This window comes from Yersinia fenwicki (genome assembly GCF_043099325.1).
In the GTDB taxonomy this organism is placed as follows: Bacteria; Pseudomonadota; Gammaproteobacteria; order Enterobacterales; family Enterobacteriaceae; genus Yersinia.
Window position 1 is genome coordinate 3,497,577 of sequence record NZ_CP170755.1, and the last position, 17,686, is coordinate 3,515,262.

Genomic DNA, 17,686 nt, shown 5'->3' on the forward strand with positions numbered 1-17,686 from the left:
GTTGTTTTTTCTTTTATGGTATGACTGAGCACCAGGGTTGATTAGAATAGCGCTATTTCTTCAGGAGTCCGTTGTGACTGAATCATCTACTACCGACCAGGCTTTATCTACGGTCATAACGACGGGAAATGCAGTACTGCGGTTACGCCAGCAGCGGTTATCCGCATCTACCCGCCCGTATCGCGCTCGTGGCTGCCGCGCTATTCGCTGCCAAGGCTGCCTGCTGACTGAGCGCTTTTGTTTGTGTGACACCATCAAACCACAAACAGCCAGCAGCCGCTTTTGCCTGATCATGTTTGATACTGAGCCCCTTAAACCCAGTAATACCGGCCGCCTAATTGCTGATATTCTGCCAAACACTCAAGCCTTCCTCTGGGCGCGAACAGAAGTTGATCCTGAGCTTTTAGCCGCAATACGCGACCCTTCTCGTCAGCCTTATGTGGTCTTTCCGGAAAAATATGCCGACCCTGACCGGCAGGTACTCAATCAATTACCTAATAGCGATAAACCACCGTTATTTATTTTACTGGATGGTACTTGGACTGAAGCTAAAAAAATGTTCCGCAGAAGCCCGTATCTTTCCGAACTCCCCATGTTGTCGCTGAATGTCAGTAACACCTCGGATTATCTACTGCGTGAAGCACAACGTCCGGAACAACATTGCACTGTCGAGGTTGCCGCAGCCCTGCTGCAACAAGCCGGTGATATTCAGGCAGCGGATGGATTAACCGCGCATTTCCATTATTTCCGTCAGCAATATTTAGCCGGAAAACCTCATCATCCAGTGGGCCGAGTCACAGCAAGTATCGAAGATATCGCATAAAATCAGTAAAGCGGCCTGTAACTTATGCAACTTGAAAGATGGCGGGGATAATATGAGCCAACGTGGATTAGAAGCACTACTACGCCCGAAGTCTATTGCCGTTATTGGCGCCTCTGAAAAACCGGAGCGCGCGGGTTTTCTGATGATGCGTAATCTGCTGGATGGCGGGTTCAATGGCCCAATCCTCCCCGTCACCCCTACTCATAAAGCAGTTTGCGGTGTATTGGCTTACGCCAATATCGCCAGCCTACCCATCACGCCTGACTTAGCCATTTTATGTACCCATGATCGCCGTAACCTAACGCTGCTGGACGATTTGGGTACCCGTGGCTGTAAGGCTGTGATTATCCTGTCGGCGGCAACTGAACAATTTTCTGAGCTAAAAGCCTGTGCGCAGCGTCACCACATGCGCCTGCTTGGCCCAAACAGCTTAGGTTTACTGGCACCGTGGCAAGGATTAAATGCCAGTTTCTCACCAGTCCCGATCAAAAAAGGTCGACTGGCGTTTATCTCCCAGTCAGCGGCAGTAGCTAACACCATTTTGGACTGGGCACAGCAACGGGAAGTGGGCTTCTCTTATTTTATTGCGCTGGGCGATAGCCTGGATATTGATGTCGATGACTTACTCGACTTCCTTGCCCGAGACGGTAAAACCAGCGCTATCATGTTGTATATCGAGCATATTAGTGATGCGCGTCGCTTCTTATCGGCTTCACGCAGTGCTTCACGTAATAAACCGATTCTGGTGGTAAAAAGCGGCCGCAGCCAACGTGCGCAACAGTTACTCAGCGGTCAGCAAGGTTTGGACGCCGCCTATGATGCAGCTATTCAACGTGCTGGCCTGTTACGGGTTCAGGATACTCACGAGCTCTTTTCAGCAGTCGAAACGCTGAGTCATATGCACCCACTGCGCGGTGAGCGGCTACTGATTGTGAGTAATGGGGCAGCCCCGGCGGCGATGGCATTGGATGAGTTAATTAGCCGTAACGGTAAGTTGGCAACACTCTCTGATAGCACCCAATCCGCGCTGAGTGCTGCGCTACCGCCTTTTGTTTCCATACGTAACCCAATAGACCTGCGAGATGATGCTAGCGCCGAACGCTATTTAGCGGCGCTTAGACCCTTATTGGACAGCACCGATTATGACGCGTTACTGCTGATCCACTCACCGAGTGCTGCGGCACCAGGCAGTAAAACCGCTGAGTTATTGATATCGGCCATCCGTCAGCACCCACGTGGCAAGCGTATTACTTTGCTAACTAACTGGTGCGGTGAATATTCATCACAAGATGCCCGGCGTTTATTCACGGAAGCTGGTATCCCAACCTATCGCACACCAGAAGGCGCGATAACCGCGTTTATGCACATGGTGGAATACCGCCGTAACCAAAAACAGTTGAAAGAAACACCGGCGTTGCCTGTCGGCCTCACTGCCAATACTGCGCATGTACACCAGTTAATTCGCCAGGCGCTGGCAGAAGGAACAACTCAACTGGATACCCATGAAGTGCAGCCGATCCTTGAAGCCTATGGCCTGAGCATGCTACCAACCTGGATTGCCAGTGATAGTGTAGAAGCGGTACACATCGCCGGGCAGCTAGGATACCCGGTGGCCATCAAACTCCGCTCGCCAGATATTGCGCACAAATCAGAAGTTCAGGGGGTCATGCTATACCTGCGTACCGCAATGGAAGTGCAACGAGCCGCAGACGATATCCTCGATCGCGTAAAACGGACTTATCCTCAAGCCCGTATCGACGGTTTACTGGTACAAAGTATGGCAAACCGTGCCGGAGCACAGGAGCTGCGGATTGCGGTCGAGCAAGATGCCATCTTCGGCCCACTGATTATGCTAGGGGAAGGCGGTATTGAATGGCACCATGAAACACAGGCGGCAGTCGCATTACCGCCACTGAATATGGCATTAGCCCGCTACCTGATAATTCAGGCGGTAAAAGGTGGAAAGATTCGTAACCGTGGTTCACTGCAACCTTTGGACATTCCGGGGCTAAGTCGCTTGCTGGTGCAGGTCTCTAACCTGATTATTGATTGCCCTGAAATCTCACGTTTAGATATTCATCCCGTGCTTGCTTCTGGGAATGAGTTCACGTTGCTGGATGTATCAATGCAGTTGGCACCCGTTACTGGTGACCCACAAGCTCGGCTGGCCATTCGCCCCTACCCACACGAGTTAGAACAAACCGTGGTGCTAAAAGACGGATCTGATTGCCTGTTTCGTCCCATCTTGCCGGAAGATGAACCGCTGCTAAAATTATTTATCGACCAAGTGACTAAAGAAGATCTCTATTATCGCTACTTCAGCGAGATCAACGAATTCAGTCACGACGATTTGGCGAATATGACCCAAATTGACTATGATCGTGAGATGGCCTTCGTTGCTGTGCGCCAAACTGTGGCAGGGCCGGAAATCATTGGTGTTACCCGCGCGCTGTCCGATCCTGACAATATAGATGCAGAGTTTGCAGTATTAGTGCGTTCGGATCTAAAAGGGCTGGGGCTGGGACGAGAGTTGCTTGAGAAAATGATCCAGTACACTCGCAGCCACGGCTTAACACGCCTAACGGCGGTCACTATGCCCAATAACCGTGGCATGATAGGGTTAGCAAAAAAACTGGGTTTTAGTATTGATGTGCAGATGGAGGATGGGATCGTTAATCTAGAGCTGGCACTTTGATTTCAATCACATGAATCACTGTGATATAGCCCACATAGATAAGTGATTCAGTCTACGCTTGGCAAAACTTGCGCACAATCCGGAAAAGTAGTGGTATTATCGCCCGACTCTATGGATTAGTGTTTTTTTGGATATGGCGGTTCTGCCATCAAATAACAAGAGAAGAAGCGCACTGTGATGTTGTCAAAATTCAAACGTAGCAAACATCAACAACACCTTGCACAACTGCCCAAACTCCCCCAGCCAGTTGATGATGTCCAAACGCTTTATTGTCCCAAGGTTTTCCGCTCAACTCTGCTGGAATTAATAGGCCAAGCGACCAAACGTATCTATCTGGTGGCGCTTTACCTTGAGCAGGATGATGCAGGCCGTGATGTGATGAGTGCCCTCTATCAGGCTAAGCAGCGGTATCCTGAGCTTGAAATTTGTGTATTAGTCGACTGGCATCGTGCGCAACGTGGCCGTATTGGGGCCGCCGCCGTTAATACTAATGCAGATTGGTATTGTGAGATGGCAGAGAAGCATCCGGACGTCTGCGTTCCGGTTTATGGTGTCCCGGTGAATACCCGCGAAGCCCTTGGCGTATTGCATCTGAAAGGTTTTGTCATTGATGACACCGTTATTTACAGCGGTGCCAGCATCAATGACGTCTATCTCTATCAAAATGATAAGTATCGCTATGATCGCTACCAATTAATCACAAATCCATCATTGGCCAATATTATGGTTGATTATGTGAAACAGCGGATTCTGAGCGCAGGTGCTGTTCAACGTCTCGATCGCACCGATCGACCGACTAATCCCGAGATCAAAAATGAAACCCGACAGTTTCGCTCGTCACTGCGAGATATCGGTTATCAATTCCCAGCACAGGCTGGTAATGATGAATTAGCAGTGACCCCGTTGGTTGGGCTAGGTAAGAAAAGCCAACTCAACAAGACAATTCATCATTTAATGGCTTCTGCGGATGAACGCCTCACTATCTGTACGCCCTACTTCAATCTGCCTGCATTGTTAGTTCGCAATATCATTTATCTGCTGCGAGAAGGTAAACAGGTTGAGATTATTGTTGGCGACAAAACTGCAAACGATTTTTATATTCCCGAAGATCAACCGTTTAAAATTATAGGCGCATTGCCATACTTATATGAAATCAACTTGCGCCGCTTCCTCAGCCGCTTACAGCGCTTTGTGGACAATGGCCAACTGATTGTTCGTTTATGGAAAGATGGCGACAATACCTATCATCTGAAAGGAATGTGGGTAGATAATAGTTGGCAATTGATTACGGGTAATAACCTGAACCCACGTGCATGGCGTCTGGATCTGGAGAATGCTATTTTGATCCACGATCCTAAGCATGAGATGCATGAGCAGCGTGCAAAAGAGCTGGAATGCATTCGAACTCATACTAAAGTTGTTTCACACTACCTTGAACTCGAGAATATCCAGCAATATCCGGTCAAGGTACGTAAGTTGATCCGCCGCTTACGCAGAATTCGTATCGACCGACTGATTAGTCGCATTCTATAAATCTAAATAAAAAACCCGGGACTATACCGGGTTTTCTGTCTCTGGCCTAGGGAGAGACTGCATGTGGTACTCACCTTGTCTTCGTCCTTTAATTCTTGCCCCGCTACTTTTTGCCAGTTCTGCATGTACCCATATGGCCAATGACAATTGGACAGGGAAGGATAAAACACAACACTTCTTTGCCTCTGCCGTACTTGCTGCTGCGGGTACGGCCTATGGTGAACATCAGAACTGGTCTGATGTAAAAAGCCGTAATTTCGGTCTGCTATTTTCGATAGGTATCGGCGCAGGTAAGGAGCTATATGATAGTCGCCAAGGTGGTACTGGCTGGAGTTGGAAAGATTTTGCCTGGGATGTAGCCGGCGCGGTGACTGGCTATAGCCTCTATCAGGCAGTCAATTGACACTTTATCCTGTTTGTCACATATCATGCTCGGGCCGTCTCTGTCAGAACCATAAAACAAAAAAGGCCACCCGCCAGGGTAGCCTTCTCTTTTATTTGGCTTTTCATGCACAAAAATTCACGCCAAACTCTATACAAAAAACGCTTTCTCTCGTTTTTTGTATAATTCACACATAGCAAAAACCCCACGCTTTTGGCATGGGGTCTTGGCTTGATTTGATGCCTGGCAGTGTCCTACTCTCGCATGGGGAGACCCCACACTACCATCGGCGCTACGGCGTTTCACTTCTGAGTTCGGCATGGGTTCAGGTGGTCCCACCGCGCTATGGCCGCCAGGCAAATTCTGTTTTAATTAACCCGCTTGGTATCTCTACCCAGCCAGCCAACCCAATCTCGGAACTTCGCTGAAAATTAATCTCACTCTCTCAAATCCAAAACACCTTTGGTGTTGTAAGGTTAAGCCTCACGGATCATTAGTACTGGTTAGCTCAATGCATCGCTGCACTTACACACCCAGCCTATCAACGTCATAGTCTTTAACGTTCCTTCAGGGGGCTTAAAGCCCCAGGGAAGACTCATCTCGAGGCAAGTTTCCCGCTTAGATGCTTTCAGCGGTTATCTCTTCCGAATTTAGCTACCGGGCAATGCCATTGGCATGACAACCCGAACACCAGTGATTCGTCCACTCCGGTCCTCTCGTACTAGGAGCAGCCCCTCTCAATCTTCCAACGCCCACGGCAGATAGGGACCGAACTGTCTCACGACGTTCTAAACCCAGCTCGCGTACCACTTTAAATGGCGAACAGCCATACCCTTGGGACCTACTTCAGCCCCAGGATGTGATGAGCCGACATCGAGGTGCCAAACACCGCCGTCGATATGAACTCTTGGGCGGTATCAGCCTGTTATCCCCGGAGTACCTTTTATCCGTTGAGCGATGGCCCTTCCATTCAGAACCACCGGATCACTAAGACCTACTTTCGTACCTGCTCGAGCCGTCACTCTCGCAGTCAAGCTAGCTTATGCCTTTGCACTAACCTCACGATGTCCGACCGTGATTAGCTAACCTTCGTGCTCCTCCGTTACTCTTTGGGAGGAGACCGCCCCAGTCAAACTACCCACCAGACACTGTCCTCACCCCGGATTACGGGGCCGAGTTAGAACATCAAACATTAAAGGGTGGTATTTCAAGGTTGGCTCCATGCAGACTGGCGTCCACACTTCGTTGCCTCCCACCTATCCTACACATCAAGGCTCAATGTTCAGTGTCAAGCTATAGTAAAGGTTCACGGGGTCTTTCCGTCTTGCCGCGGGTACACTGCATCTTCACAGCGAGTTCAATTTCACTGAGTCTCGGGTGGAGACAGCCTGGCCATCATTACGCCATTCGTGCAGGTCGGAACTTACCCGACAAGGAATTTCGCTACCTTAGGACCGTTATAGTTACGGCCGCCGTTTACTGGGGCTTCGATCAAGAGCTTCGCCTTGCGGCTGACCCCATCAATTAACCTTCCAGCACCGGGCAGGCGTCACACCGTATACGTCCACTTTCGTGTTTGCACAGTGCTGTGTTTTTATTAAACAGTTGCAGCCAGCTGGTATCTGCGACTGGCTTCGGCGCCGAGAGCAAGTCTCTTTACCTAATGCCAGCGTGCCTTCTCCCGAAGTTACGGCACCATTTTGCCTAGTTCCTTCACCCGAGTTCTCTCAAGCGCCTGAGTATTCTCTACCTGACCACCTGTGTCGGTTTGGGGTACGATTTAATGTTACCTGATGCTTAGAGGCTTTTCCTGGAAGCTTGGCATCAACTACTTCACCACCGTAGTGGCTCGTCATCACACCTCAGCGTTGATAAGTAACCGGATTTACCAAGTCACTCCGCCTACATGCTTAAACCGGGACAACCGTCGCCCGGCTAGCCTAGCCTTCTCCGTCCCCCCTTCGCAGTAACACCAAGTACAGGAATATTAACCTGTTTCCCATCGACTACGCTTTTCAGCCTCGCCTTAGGGGTCGACTCACCCTGCCCCGATTAACGTTGGACAGGAACCCTTGGTCTTCCGGCGTGCGGGTTTTTCACCCGCATTATCGTTACTTATGTCAGCATTCGCACTTCTGATACCTCCAGCAACCCTCACAGGTCACCTTCAACGGCTTACAGAACGCTCCCCTACCCAACAACACCTAAGTGTCGCTGCCGCAGCTTCGGTGCATGGTTTAGCCCCGTTACATCTTCCGCGCAGGCCGACTCGACCAGTGAGCTATTACGCTTTCTTTAAATGATGGCTGCTTCTAAGCCAACATCCTGGCTGTCTATGCCTTCCCACATCGTTTCCCACTTAACCATGACTTTGGGACCTTAGCTGGCGGTCTGGGTTGTTTCCCTCTTCACGACGGACGTTAGCACCCGCCGTGTGTCTCCCGTGATAACATTCTTCGGTATTCGGAGTTTGCATCGGTTTGGTAAGCCGGGGTGGCCCCCTAGCCGAAACAGTGCTCTACCCCCGAAGATGAGTTCACGAGGCGCTACCTAAATAGCTTTCGGGGAGAACCAGCTATCTCCCGGTTTGATTGGCCTTTCACCCCCAGCCACAAGTCATCCGCTAATTTTTCAACATTAGTCGGTTCGGTCCTCCAGTTAGTGTTACCCAACCTTCAACCTGCCCATGGCTAGATCACCGGGTTTCGGGTCTATACCTTGCAACTAGACGCCCAGTTAAGACTCGGTTTCCCTACGGCTCCCCTATTCGGTTAACCTTGCTACAAAATATAAGTCGCTGACCCATTATACAAAAGGTACGCAGTCACACCACGAAGGTGCTCCCACTGCTTGTACGTACACGGTTTCAGGTTCTATTTCACTCCCCTCGCCGGGGTTCTTTTCGCCTTTCCCTCACGGTACTGGTTCACTATCGGTCAGTCAGGAGTATTTAGCCTTGGAGGATGGTCCCCCCATATTCAGACAGGATGTCACGTGTCCCGCCCTACTCATCGAGTTCACAGCAAGTGTGTTTTTGTGTACGGGAGTATCACCCTGTACCCTGCGACTTTCCAGACGCTTCCACTAACACACAAACTGATTCAGACTCTGGGCTCCTCCCCGTTCGCTCGCCGCTACTGGGGGAATCTCGGTTGATTTCTTTTCCTCGGGGTACTTAGATGTTTCAGTTCCCCCGGTTCGCCTTGCATGGCTATGTATTCACCATGCAATAGTGCAACGAATTGCACTGGGTTTCCCCATTCGGGTATCGTCGGTTGTAACGGTTCATATCACCTTACCGACGCTTATCGCAGATTAGCACGCCCTTCATCGCCTCTGACTGCCTAGGCATCCACCGTGTACGCTTAGTCGCTTAACCTCACAACCCGAAGGTGTCTTGACGACAACTTGCGTTGTGATTATTTGAGAGACTCTAATACAGGTTAATCCTTATCTCAGTACCTCTACGGAGAGATAAGTTTCAGCTGTATTGTTTCAATTTTCAGCTTGTTCCAGATTGTTAAAGAGCAATATTTCACAACACACTGTGTCTTGCGACCGCAGTACGTTTTGAAATAATTTTTATATGGTGGAGCTAAGCGGGATCGAACCGCTGACCTCCTGCGTGCAAGGCAGGCGCTCTCCCAGCTGAGCTATAGCCCCATATAAAAAGCAAATCACCTTATTGCTGCAACTCAACAGGGAATGGTGAGTTGGTGGGTCTGAGTGGACTTGAACCACCGACCTCACCCTTATCAGGGGTGCGCTCTAACCACCTGAGCTACAGACCCAACAAGGTACTAAAGCCCGACTAATTTCTCAGTCCGGCCTTATTTGCTCGTTACTTTCTATCAGACAATCTGTGTGGACACTGCGCAATGCGTATCGTTAGGTAAGGAGGTGATCCAACCGCAGGTTCCCCTACGGTTACCTTGTTACGACTTCACCCCAGTCATGAATCACAAAGTGGTAAGCGCCCTCCCGAAGGTTAAGCTACCTACTTCTTTTGCAACCCACTCCCATGGTGTGACGGGCGGTGTGTACAAGGCCCGGGAACGTATTCACCGTAGCATTCTGATCTACGATTACTAGCGATTCCGACTTCATGGAGTCGAGTTGCAGACTCCAATCCGGACTACGACAGACTTTATGTGGTCCGCTTGCTCTCGCGAGTTCGCTTCACTTTGTATCTGCCATTGTAGCACGTGTGTAGCCCTACTCGTAAGGGCCATGATGACTTGACGTCATCCCCACCTTCCTCCGGTTTATCACCGGCAGTCTCCTTTGAGTTCCCACCATAACGTGCTGGCAACAAAGGATAAGGGTTGCGCTCGTTGCGGGACTTAACCCAACATTTCACAACACGAGCTGACGACAGCCATGCAGCACCTGTCTCACAGTTCCCGAAGGCACTAAAGCATCTCTGCTAAATTCTGTGGATGTCAAGAGTAGGTAAGGTTCTTCGCGTTGCATCGAATTAAACCACATGCTCCACCGCTTGTGCGGGCCCCCGTCAATTCATTTGAGTTTTAACCTTGCGGCCGTACTCCCCAGGCGGTCGACTTAACGCGTTAGCTCCGGAAGCCACGCCTCAAGGGCACAACCTCCAAGTCGACATCGTTTACAGCGTGGACTACCAGGGTATCTAATCCTGTTTGCTCCCCACGCTTTCGCACCTGAGCGTCAGTCTTTGTCCAGGGGGCCGCCTTCGCCACCGGTATTCCTCCAGATCTCTACGCATTTCACCGCTACACCTGGAATTCTACCCCCCTCTACAAGACTCTAGCTTGCCAGTTTCAAATGCAGTTCCCACGTTAAGCGCGGGGATTTCACATCTGACTTAACAAACCGCCTGCGTGCGCTTTACGCCCAGTAATTCCGATTAACGCTTGCACCCTCCGTATTACCGCGGCTGCTGGCACGGAGTTAGCCGGTGCTTCTTCTGCGAGTAACGTCAATCACAAAGGTTATTAACCTTTATGCCTTCCTCCTCGCTGAAAGTGCTTTACAACCCGAAGGCCTTCTTCACACACGCGGCATGGCTGCATCAGGCTTGCGCCCATTGTGCAATATTCCCCACTGCTGCCTCCCGTAGGAGTCTGGACCGTGTCTCAGTTCCAGTGTGGCTGGTCATCCTCTCAGACCAGCTAGGGATCGTCGCCTAGGTGAGCCATTACCCCACCTACTAGCTAATCCCATCTGGGCACATCCGATGGCGTGAGGCCCGAAGGTCCCCCACTTTGGTCCGTAGACGTTATGCGGTATTAGCTACCGTTTCCAGTAGTTATCCCCCTCCATCAGGCAGTTTCCCAGACATTACTCACCCGTCCGCCGCTCGCCGGCAAAGTAGTAAACTACTTCCCGCTGCCGCTCGACTTGCATGTGTTAGGCCTGCCGCCAGCGTTCAATCTGAGCCATGATCAAACTCTTCAATTTAAGATTTGTTTGATTTGCTATGAGTTAACATAGCGATGCTCAAAGATTACTTTCTGCAAATATGCATTCGAACCGAAGTTCAAATGTGTACTGCTTTGGTCACTCTTCAAGACTTTGATATTTCTTCTGCCTGCCGAAACAGGCTTCGATATCGTCTTGCGAGTGCCCACACAGATTGTCTGATAAATTGTTAAAGAGCGTTCGTTACCCGTTTGCCTTGCAGCGAATCTTACGGTAACGCGGGAGGCAGATAATACGCTTTCCCGCTACAGAGTCAAGAGTTTATTTGGTTTCTTTCGAAGTCAAACTCAATCATTTCTCTTCCTGACCCGGCGAAGTGTATTTCGTTGTTCCCGGTCAGTGGAGGCGCATTATAGGGAGTTCCTGACAGCCTGCAACCCCTAATTTCAAAAAACTTTTCAACCGCTCACTAATGCGGCAAAAACACGAAATACGGTGAAAAAGAAAACAAAAAGGGGACGATTTCTCGCCCCCTCAAGGATTTACTATTACTGTTTGGCAATAATATGCCCATTTTCCACATCAAGAGTGACAGGGACTCCCGGTATTAATTTGCCGGAAAGTATCTGTTGCGCCAGTGGATTCTCGATTTCCTGCTGGATTGCACGTTTCAATGGCCGCGCACCATAAACAGGATCGAAACCAGTCTCGCCCAAGAACTCCAACGCAGGCTGAGTGATAGTGACCTGGTAGCCACGTTCTTCCAACCGTTTGTACAGGCGCTCCAGTTGGATACTGGCAATTGAAGCCAAATGCGCTCGGCCCAGTGGATGGAAGACAACAACCTCATCTATACGGTTGATAAATTCAGGGCGGAAGTGGTGAGTGACAACTTCCATCACCATTTCCTTCATTTCGCTATAACTTCTTTCACCGAAACGTTCCTGAATCAAATCTGAACCGAGGTTAGAGGTCATGATAACCACCGTATTACGGAAGTCGACTGTTCTCCCCTGCCCGTCAGTCAAACGCCCATCATCCAACACCTGTAAAAGAATGTTGAATACATCCGGATGCGCTTTTTCTACCTCATCCAGCAGAATGACAGAATAAGGGCGTCGGCGCACAGCTTCTGTCAGGTAACCACCTTCTTCATAACCCACGTAGCCTGGAGGCGCACCAACCAACCGAGAAACGGAATGTTTTTCCATAAACTCTGACATATCAATACGCACCATGGCATCATCACTGTCGAACAGGAAGGTTGCCAGCGCTTTACACAACTCCGTTTTACCGACCCCTGTAGGCCCTAAGAATAAGAAGGAACCAATTGGGCGGTTAGGATCTGATAACCCAGCACGACTACGGCGAATAGCATTAGATACGGCTTCAACAGCTTCATCCTGCCCAATCACGCGTTTATGTAGATCCTGTTCCATGCGCAGCAACTTATCACGCTCACTTTCCAGCATGCGAGATACAGGAATACCGGTCCAACGCGCCAGCACTTCCGCAATTTCTGCTTCCGTCACCCGGTTACGCAGCAACTTCATGGTTTTCCCTTCAAGCGCCGTTGCCGCCGCTAGCTGTTTTTCCAGCTCAGGAATTTTACCGTACTGAAGTTCTGACATCCGCGCCAAATCGCCCACACGACGAGCTTGCTCTAAGCTGATTTTGGCTTGTTCCAGTTCCGTTTTAATATTCTGAGTTCCGGTGAGAGCAGCTTTTTCTGCTTTCCACTCTTCTTCTAGCTCTGAATATTCACGTTCTTTTTGCTCTAATTCGGTATTGAGCATTTCCAGACGTTTTTTGCTGGCATCATCAGATTCTTTCTTCAATGCCTGCTGTTCCAGTTTCAATTGGATAATCCGGCGCTCCAGGCGATCCAATGATTCTGGTTTTGAATCCATCTGCATACGGATACTAGAACCGGCCTCGTCAATAAGGTCGATAGCTTTATCCGGTAACTGACGATCCGAGATATAACGATGTGATAGCGTTGCCGCAGCCACAATTGCCGGGTCAGTAATCTGCACATGGTGATGCAGTTCATAGCGCTCTTTCAGGCCGCGTAAAATGGCGATAGTGTCTTCAACAGTTGGCTCCGCAACATACACTTTCTGGAAACGCCGCTCTAGCGCCGCATCCTTCTCTATATATTGACGGTACTCATCAAGTGTTGTGGCACCAACGCAATGCAATTCACCGCGCGCTAACGCAGGTTTCAGCATGTTGCCGGCATCCATCGCCCCATCGCCTTTCCCGGCTCCGACCATGGTATGCAATTCATCAATGAACAAGATCACACTACCTTCTTGTTTTGATAAATCATTCAACACGCCTTTCAAGCGCTCTTCAAACTCACCGCGATACTTCGCACCCGCAATCAGTGCGCCCATATCTAATGAAAGCACACGTTTATGCTTCAGGCCTTCTGGCACTTCACCATTCACGATTCGTTGCGCCAGACCTTCAACAATGGCTGTTTTACCAACACCAGGCTCACCAATTAGCACCGGATTATTTTTAGTCCGGCGTTGTAGCACCTGAATAGTACGGCGAATCTCTTCGTCACGGCCAATAACCGGATCAAGCTTGCCTTGCTCTGCCCGCTCAGTCAGGTCGATAGTGAATTTTTTCAATGCCTGACGCTGGTCTTCAGCACCTTGGTCATCAACTTTGTCACCACCACGCATATCTTCGATTGCCTTATTTATTTTATCTTTTGTTGCTCCGGCTGCCTTTAACATGTCAGTTAAAGTACCGCGATCTTCAAGTACGGCCAGAACAAACAGTTCTGACGAAATAAATTTATCTGCACGTTTTTGCGCTAATTTATCGCAAAGATTCAATACACGGACGAGCTCATTTGATGGCTGAACATCGCCGCCAGTCCCTTCAACTTGTGGAAGACGACCTAATGCTTGCTCAATGTCGCTGCGCAAACTGGCAACATTAATACCCGCCGAGGTCAACAATGGGCGAACCGTCCCCCCATCCTGATTGAGCAGTGCGCTCATCAAATGTAACGGTTCAATAAATTGGTTGTCGCGCCCAAGAGCTAAAGATTGGGCATCGGCGAGGGCAAGCTGGAATTTGCTAGTAAGACGATCCAGACGCATAACACCTCCAATATTGGTCAAAATTGCTACTGGAGATTAGATGAGGTCATCCCTCAAATTTTCAAGGTTATTTCGACACTATATTTAAAGTACGACGTCATGCGCCAGCGGATCGTCCTAATTCAATAGGTTATATCAGCCAGATTAAACTTGCCATACGTCCAGTGATTCCATCGCGCCGATAAGAGAAAAAATGTTGTTTTTCAGTCACTGTGCAGCGATCACCGCCATATATAGCGTGAATACCTGCGGCCTGTAGCCGCAATCGAGCTAATAAATAGATGTCGGCGAGATATTTAGAGCCGGAAGGTGTGAACGCAGCCGAGAATTGTGCGTCGATTTGGATAAATGCCTGTTTAACCTCTTCACCGACTTCAAACTGCTGCGGGCCAATTGCCGGGCCTAGCCAGGCAATAATAGAAGAAGGATCAGCATTGAACTGAGCTAACGTTTGCTCCAGAACACCAGCACAAAGGCCACGCCACCCCGCATGGGCCGCAGCCACTTCATCACCTGCCGACGAGCAAAACAGCACTGGCAAGCAATCTGCTGTCATTACCGCACAAACTTGTCCGCTGACGCGGCTATAAACAGCATCAGCCTGTACATCAGAAACAGTCTTGCCGTCCAGATGCAGGACACGAGTGCCATGCACCTGCTCGAGCCAAACGGGCATTTGCGGCAATCCCGCTTGTTCCACTAAAGATTGGCGATTTGTAACCACACTGGTGGCAATATCCCCGACATGGGTGCCAAGGTTTAATGAATCATAAGGGAATTCGCTGATACCACCATAACGGGTAGTACTGCATGCCTTAACAGTGGCAGGCATCGGCCAGTCGGGAAGTATCAGCTTGTTCATTACCAATCCATCTGATCTTTGAATTCTTCAGTATCGGCTTTCAGCGCATTAATCAGCTCAACCATATCTTCTGGTAATGCCGCATGCCATTCCATTTGAATGCCACTGATTGGATGATACAAACGCAGCATAGTTGCATGCAGCGCCTGGCGGTCAAAACCGCGCAGAATAGCAATAAAGGAATCAGAAGCACCGCGTGGTGGGCGTGGACGACCGCCATACAGCTGATCACCTACCAGCGGATGGTTGATATGGGACATATGCACACGGATCTGGTGCGTACGGCCTGTCTCTAGACGCAAGCGCAAACGAGTATGAGCACGGAAATGCTCCATAATACGATAATGCGTAGTCGCCGGTTTACCCATCGGATGCACAGCCATATGTGTTCGCTTGGTAGAGTGACGAGAAATAGGCTCGTCAACTCTGCCACCAGCTGTCATATTGCCGATTGCCACCGCTTCGTATTCACGGGTAATTTCGCGCGCTTGCAGGGCTTCCACCAAACGAGTCTGTGCCGGAACGGTTTTCGCCACAACCATCAAGCCAGTGGTATCTTTATCCAGGCGATGTACGATACCCGCGCGTGGGACATCCATAATTTCTGGATAATAATAAAGCAATGCATTCAGAACGGTACCGTCTGGATTACCGGCGCCGGGGTGCACGACTAAGCCACGGGGTTTATTAATAACGAGAATATCGTTATCTTCATAGACGATATCCAGTGGGATTTCTTGAGGCGTCCAACGGGCATCTTCCTCAATTTGCGCGTCAATTGCGACGAGCTCACCACCCAACACTTTTTCTTTAGGCTTGTTAATTGTTTTACCGTTTACAGTCACCTTGTCTTCCAAGATCCATTCTTTTATGCGAGATCTTGAATAATCAGGGAACAATTCGGCCAAAGCCTGATCTAACCGTTGACCGAGTTGTGATTCGGCCACCGTTGCGCTGAGTTGTACTTGTTGTGCCATATGCAGCTTCTTGTTCGTTAACGTTGGGTTTTGACGGCGATGCCGTTTAATATAATGTGCTATTGTATCTAGATCTTTGTCGGGAGCTTAACGGACAGTCTCCCGGAATAACACTTCGAGGATAATCAAAACGTCATGACGCGTATGAAATATCTGGTGGCTGCCGCCACGTTGAGCCTGGTGCTGACCGGTTGCTCCAGTAACAAGGACGTGGTTCCCGATAACCCGCCTTCTGAGCTCTATGCTACCGCTCAGCAAAAACTGCAGGACGGTAACTTTAAGGGAGCTATTACGCAACTAGAAGCGTTAGATAACCGCTATCCTTTCGGGCCTTACTCCCAACAAGTTCAGCTTGATTTGATTTATGCGTATTATAAATCTGCTGATCTGCCGTTGGCGCAAGCCTCAATCGATCGCTTTATGCGCCTCAATCCTACACATCCTAACATCGATTACGTATTATATATGCGTGGTTTGACTGACATGGCTCTGGATGACAGCGCATTGCAAGGCTTCTTCGGGATAGATCGCTCAGATCGCGATCCGCAACATGCTAAGGCCGCATTCCGCGATTTTAACCAGTTGATTCAAAGCTATCCGAACAGCCAATACGCAACTGACGCGCAAAAACGCCTGATGTTCCTGAAAGATCGTCTGGCCAAGCATGAACTGGCCGTGGCGCAATATTACACGAAACGAGGCGCTTACGTCGCGGTAGTTAACCGTGTTGAACAAATGTTGAGAGATTATCCTGATACTCAAGCCACTCGCGATGCGCTGCCGTTGATGGAAAATGCTTACAAACAATTGCAATTGAATGCTCAGGCAGACAAAGTTGCCAAGATAATAGCAGCGAACCCAGTCTGATATTGTCTGTCACGACAAAATAAGTCTGGAACGATAAAATAACAAACGGCAGCTTAGGCTGCCGTTTTCAATTCCGCCTTGATAGCAACAAACCGAGAGATTCATGCCCACAGGCTATCGCGCTGATATTCTAGTTAAATCGTAAAAATAATGCCGTTTTTGATTATATCCCTGCGATATAACTTATCGATAATGCGGCATTCTGATCAATGATTCAAGCCTTCAGCGCCTATTACTGACGTTAAATCACAGTTCCCACGACCTTTGCAAAAAGTGACAAAAATTAGTGATCTTGATCATACATTTTGGTAAAAAGCGAGGTATGCTGAAGTTATCCAAGATGGAGTAGACAGAGAGGTAAGTCATATGACAGTCAACATCACCAGTAAACAAATGGATATTACCCCAGCAATCCGTAAACATGTCGAAGACCGTCTCACCAAACTGGATAAATGGCAGGCCCAGTTGATAAACCCACACATTGTACTGTCTAAAGATCCGCAAGGATTTGTTGCAGACGCCACAATCAGTACACCCATGGGCCCCTTGGTTGCCAGTGCCAAACATGACGATATGTATGCTGCAATTAATGAACTGATCACCAAACTAGAACGCCAATTAAATAAAGTGCAACACAAAGGTGAAGCTCGTCGCGCAGCAAGCAGTGTTAAAGAAGCTAATCTGGAGTCAGTAGATGTAGAGGAAGAAGAATCCGAGCAGGAACAATAGCCGGCATAATCCATCTCATTTCGGATCTAACGCGCCTTTGGGCGCGTTTTTTTATTGACAGCAATTCAGGCTGGCGGTTAGTTTAGAGGCTGTTTGTTTTAGCTATAGCATATCGTTCCAGTCAGTATCAAAAACAGTCTTCAATAACAGGTAAGCAGCAACGATGCTCAATAAAGTGTTTTTCTTCGCATTCTTTTTTACCTTCCCCTGATTGGGAGGCGTTTCGTCGTGTGATAAAGAATGCGAAGACGAACAAAAAAGCCTCCCAAGCGGGAGGCTTTTTTTATGTATAAATGCCC

9 protein-coding genes, 2 tRNA genes, 3 rRNA genes and 1 other annotated feature are annotated in these 17,686 nt (G+C 49.2%); of the genes, 6 read left to right on the plus strand and 8 right to left on the minus strand.

Translation table 11 applies throughout. The features are described 5' to 3' along the window. The first annotated feature begins 73 nt into the window (after positions 1 to 73). The 4 genes from ACF3VQ_RS15945 (at position 74) to ACF3VQ_RS15960 (ending at position 5,454) form a co-directional block, all read left to right on the plus strand. On the plus strand, positions 74 to 823 hold the full coding sequence (locus tag ACF3VQ_RS15945; protein ID WP_392432122.1) for a tRNA-uridine aminocarboxypropyltransferase: 750 nt from the start codon (positions 74 to 76) through the stop codon (positions 821 to 823). 52 nt (positions 824 to 875) lie between these two features. After that, on the plus strand, positions 876 to 3,518 hold the full coding sequence (locus tag ACF3VQ_RS15950; protein ID WP_392432123.1) for a bifunctional acetate--CoA ligase family protein/GNAT family N-acetyltransferase: 2,643 nt from the start codon (positions 876 to 878) through the stop codon (positions 3,516 to 3,518). 180 nt (positions 3,519 to 3,698) lie between these two features. Continuing rightward, positions 3,699 to 5,051: a CDP-diacylglycerol--serine O-phosphatidyltransferase gene (gene pssA / locus ACF3VQ_RS15955; protein WP_392435628.1), complete on the plus strand. Its 1,353-nt coding sequence runs from the start codon at positions 3,699 to 3,701 to the stop codon at positions 5,049 to 5,051. A gap of 61 nt (positions 5,052 to 5,112) precedes the next feature. Further along, positions 5,113 to 5,454, plus strand: coding sequence for a YfiM family lipoprotein (locus ACF3VQ_RS15960; RefSeq protein WP_392432124.1), 342 nt, complete (start codon positions 5,113 to 5,115; stop codon positions 5,452 to 5,454). Between the two features lie 220 nt (positions 5,455 to 5,674). Here the strand turns inward: ACF3VQ_RS15960 and rrf are convergent. From rrf to rluD, 8 genes are all read right to left on the minus strand, one after another. Next, positions 5,675 to 5,790, minus strand: a 5S ribosomal RNA gene (rrf, locus tag ACF3VQ_RS15965). A 115-nt stretch (positions 5,791 to 5,905) separates the two neighbouring features. Next, positions 5,906 to 8,812, minus strand: a 23S ribosomal RNA gene (locus ACF3VQ_RS15970). 208 nt (positions 8,813 to 9,020) lie between these two features. Further along, positions 9,021 to 9,096, minus strand: a tRNA-Ala gene (locus ACF3VQ_RS15975). Between the two features lie 51 nt (positions 9,097 to 9,147). Continuing rightward, a tRNA-Ile gene (locus ACF3VQ_RS15980) sits at positions 9,148 to 9,224 on the minus strand. A gap of 102 nt (positions 9,225 to 9,326) precedes the next feature. Further along, positions 9,327 to 10,869 (minus strand): 16S ribosomal RNA (locus ACF3VQ_RS15985). Together the 16S, 23S and 5S rRNA genes with 2 tRNA genes alongside form the textbook arrangement of a ribosomal RNA operon. 509 nt (positions 10,870 to 11,378) lie before the next feature. Then, a complete protein-coding gene (gene clpB, locus ACF3VQ_RS15990; RefSeq protein WP_005167451.1) occupies positions 11,379 to 13,952 on the minus strand; it encodes an ATP-dependent chaperone ClpB in 2,574 nt (857 codons plus the stop codon). A gap of 130 nt (positions 13,953 to 14,082) precedes the next feature. After that, entirely contained in the window at positions 14,083 to 14,814 is a 732-nt protein-coding gene (gene yfiH, locus ACF3VQ_RS15995; protein ID WP_392432125.1) for a purine nucleoside phosphorylase YfiH, read from the minus strand. Then, positions 14,814 to 15,791 (minus strand): 23S rRNA pseudouridine(1911/1915/1917) synthase RluD, encoded by a 978-nt coding sequence (rluD, locus tag ACF3VQ_RS16000; RefSeq protein ID WP_392432126.1) that lies wholly within the window; start codon positions 15,789 to 15,791, stop codon positions 14,814 to 14,816. The genes yfiH and rluD overlap by 1 nt, the downstream gene beginning before the upstream one ends. A 135-nt stretch (positions 15,792 to 15,926) precedes the next feature. On the opposite strand from rluD, the gene bamD reads away from it, so the two are divergent. Together bamD and raiA are read left to right on the plus strand one after the other, a co-directional pair. After that, positions 15,927 to 16,658 carry an outer membrane protein assembly factor BamD gene (gene bamD / locus ACF3VQ_RS16005; RefSeq protein ID WP_392432127.1) on the plus strand — a complete coding sequence of 244 codons (732 nt, stop codon included), beginning with the start codon at positions 15,927 to 15,929 and terminating at the stop codon, positions 16,656 to 16,658. 366 nt (positions 16,659 to 17,024) lie between these two features. Further along, positions 17,025 to 17,387, plus strand: coding sequence for a ribosome-associated translation inhibitor RaiA (raiA, locus tag ACF3VQ_RS16010; protein ID WP_005166518.1), 363 nt, complete (start codon positions 17,025 to 17,027; stop codon positions 17,385 to 17,387). Between the two features lie 162 nt (positions 17,388 to 17,549). Further along, positions 17,550 to 17,674 (plus strand) — a sequence feature (Phe leader region). The last annotated feature ends 12 nt before the right edge of the window (positions 17,675 to 17,686 follow it).

Excerpts from the sequence above, each read along its gene's own strand:
- ACF3VQ_RS15950 (WP_392432123.1), top strand. The coding sequence starts at position 876 with ATGAGCCAACGTGGATTAGAAGCACTACTACGCCCGAAGTCTATTGCC.
- ACF3VQ_RS15960 (WP_392432124.1), top strand. The coding sequence starts at position 5,113 with ATGTGGTACTCACCTTGTCTTCGTCCTTTAATTCTTGCCCCGCTACTT.
- clpB (WP_005167451.1), bottom strand. The coding sequence starts at position 13,952 with ATGCGTCTGGATCGTCTTACTAGCAAATTCCAGCTTGCCCTCGCCGAT.
- yfiH (WP_392432125.1), bottom strand. The coding sequence starts at position 14,814 with ATGAACAAGCTGATACTTCCCGACTGGCCGATGCCTGCCACTGTTAAG.
- rluD (WP_392432126.1), bottom strand. The coding sequence starts at position 15,791 with ATGGCACAACAAGTACAACTCAGCGCAACGGTGGCCGAATCACAACTC.
- bamD (WP_392432127.1), top strand. The coding sequence starts at position 15,927 with ATGACGCGTATGAAATATCTGGTGGCTGCCGCCACGTTGAGCCTGGTG.
- raiA (WP_005166518.1), top strand. The coding sequence starts at position 17,025 with ATGACAGTCAACATCACCAGTAAACAAATGGATATTACCCCAGCAATC.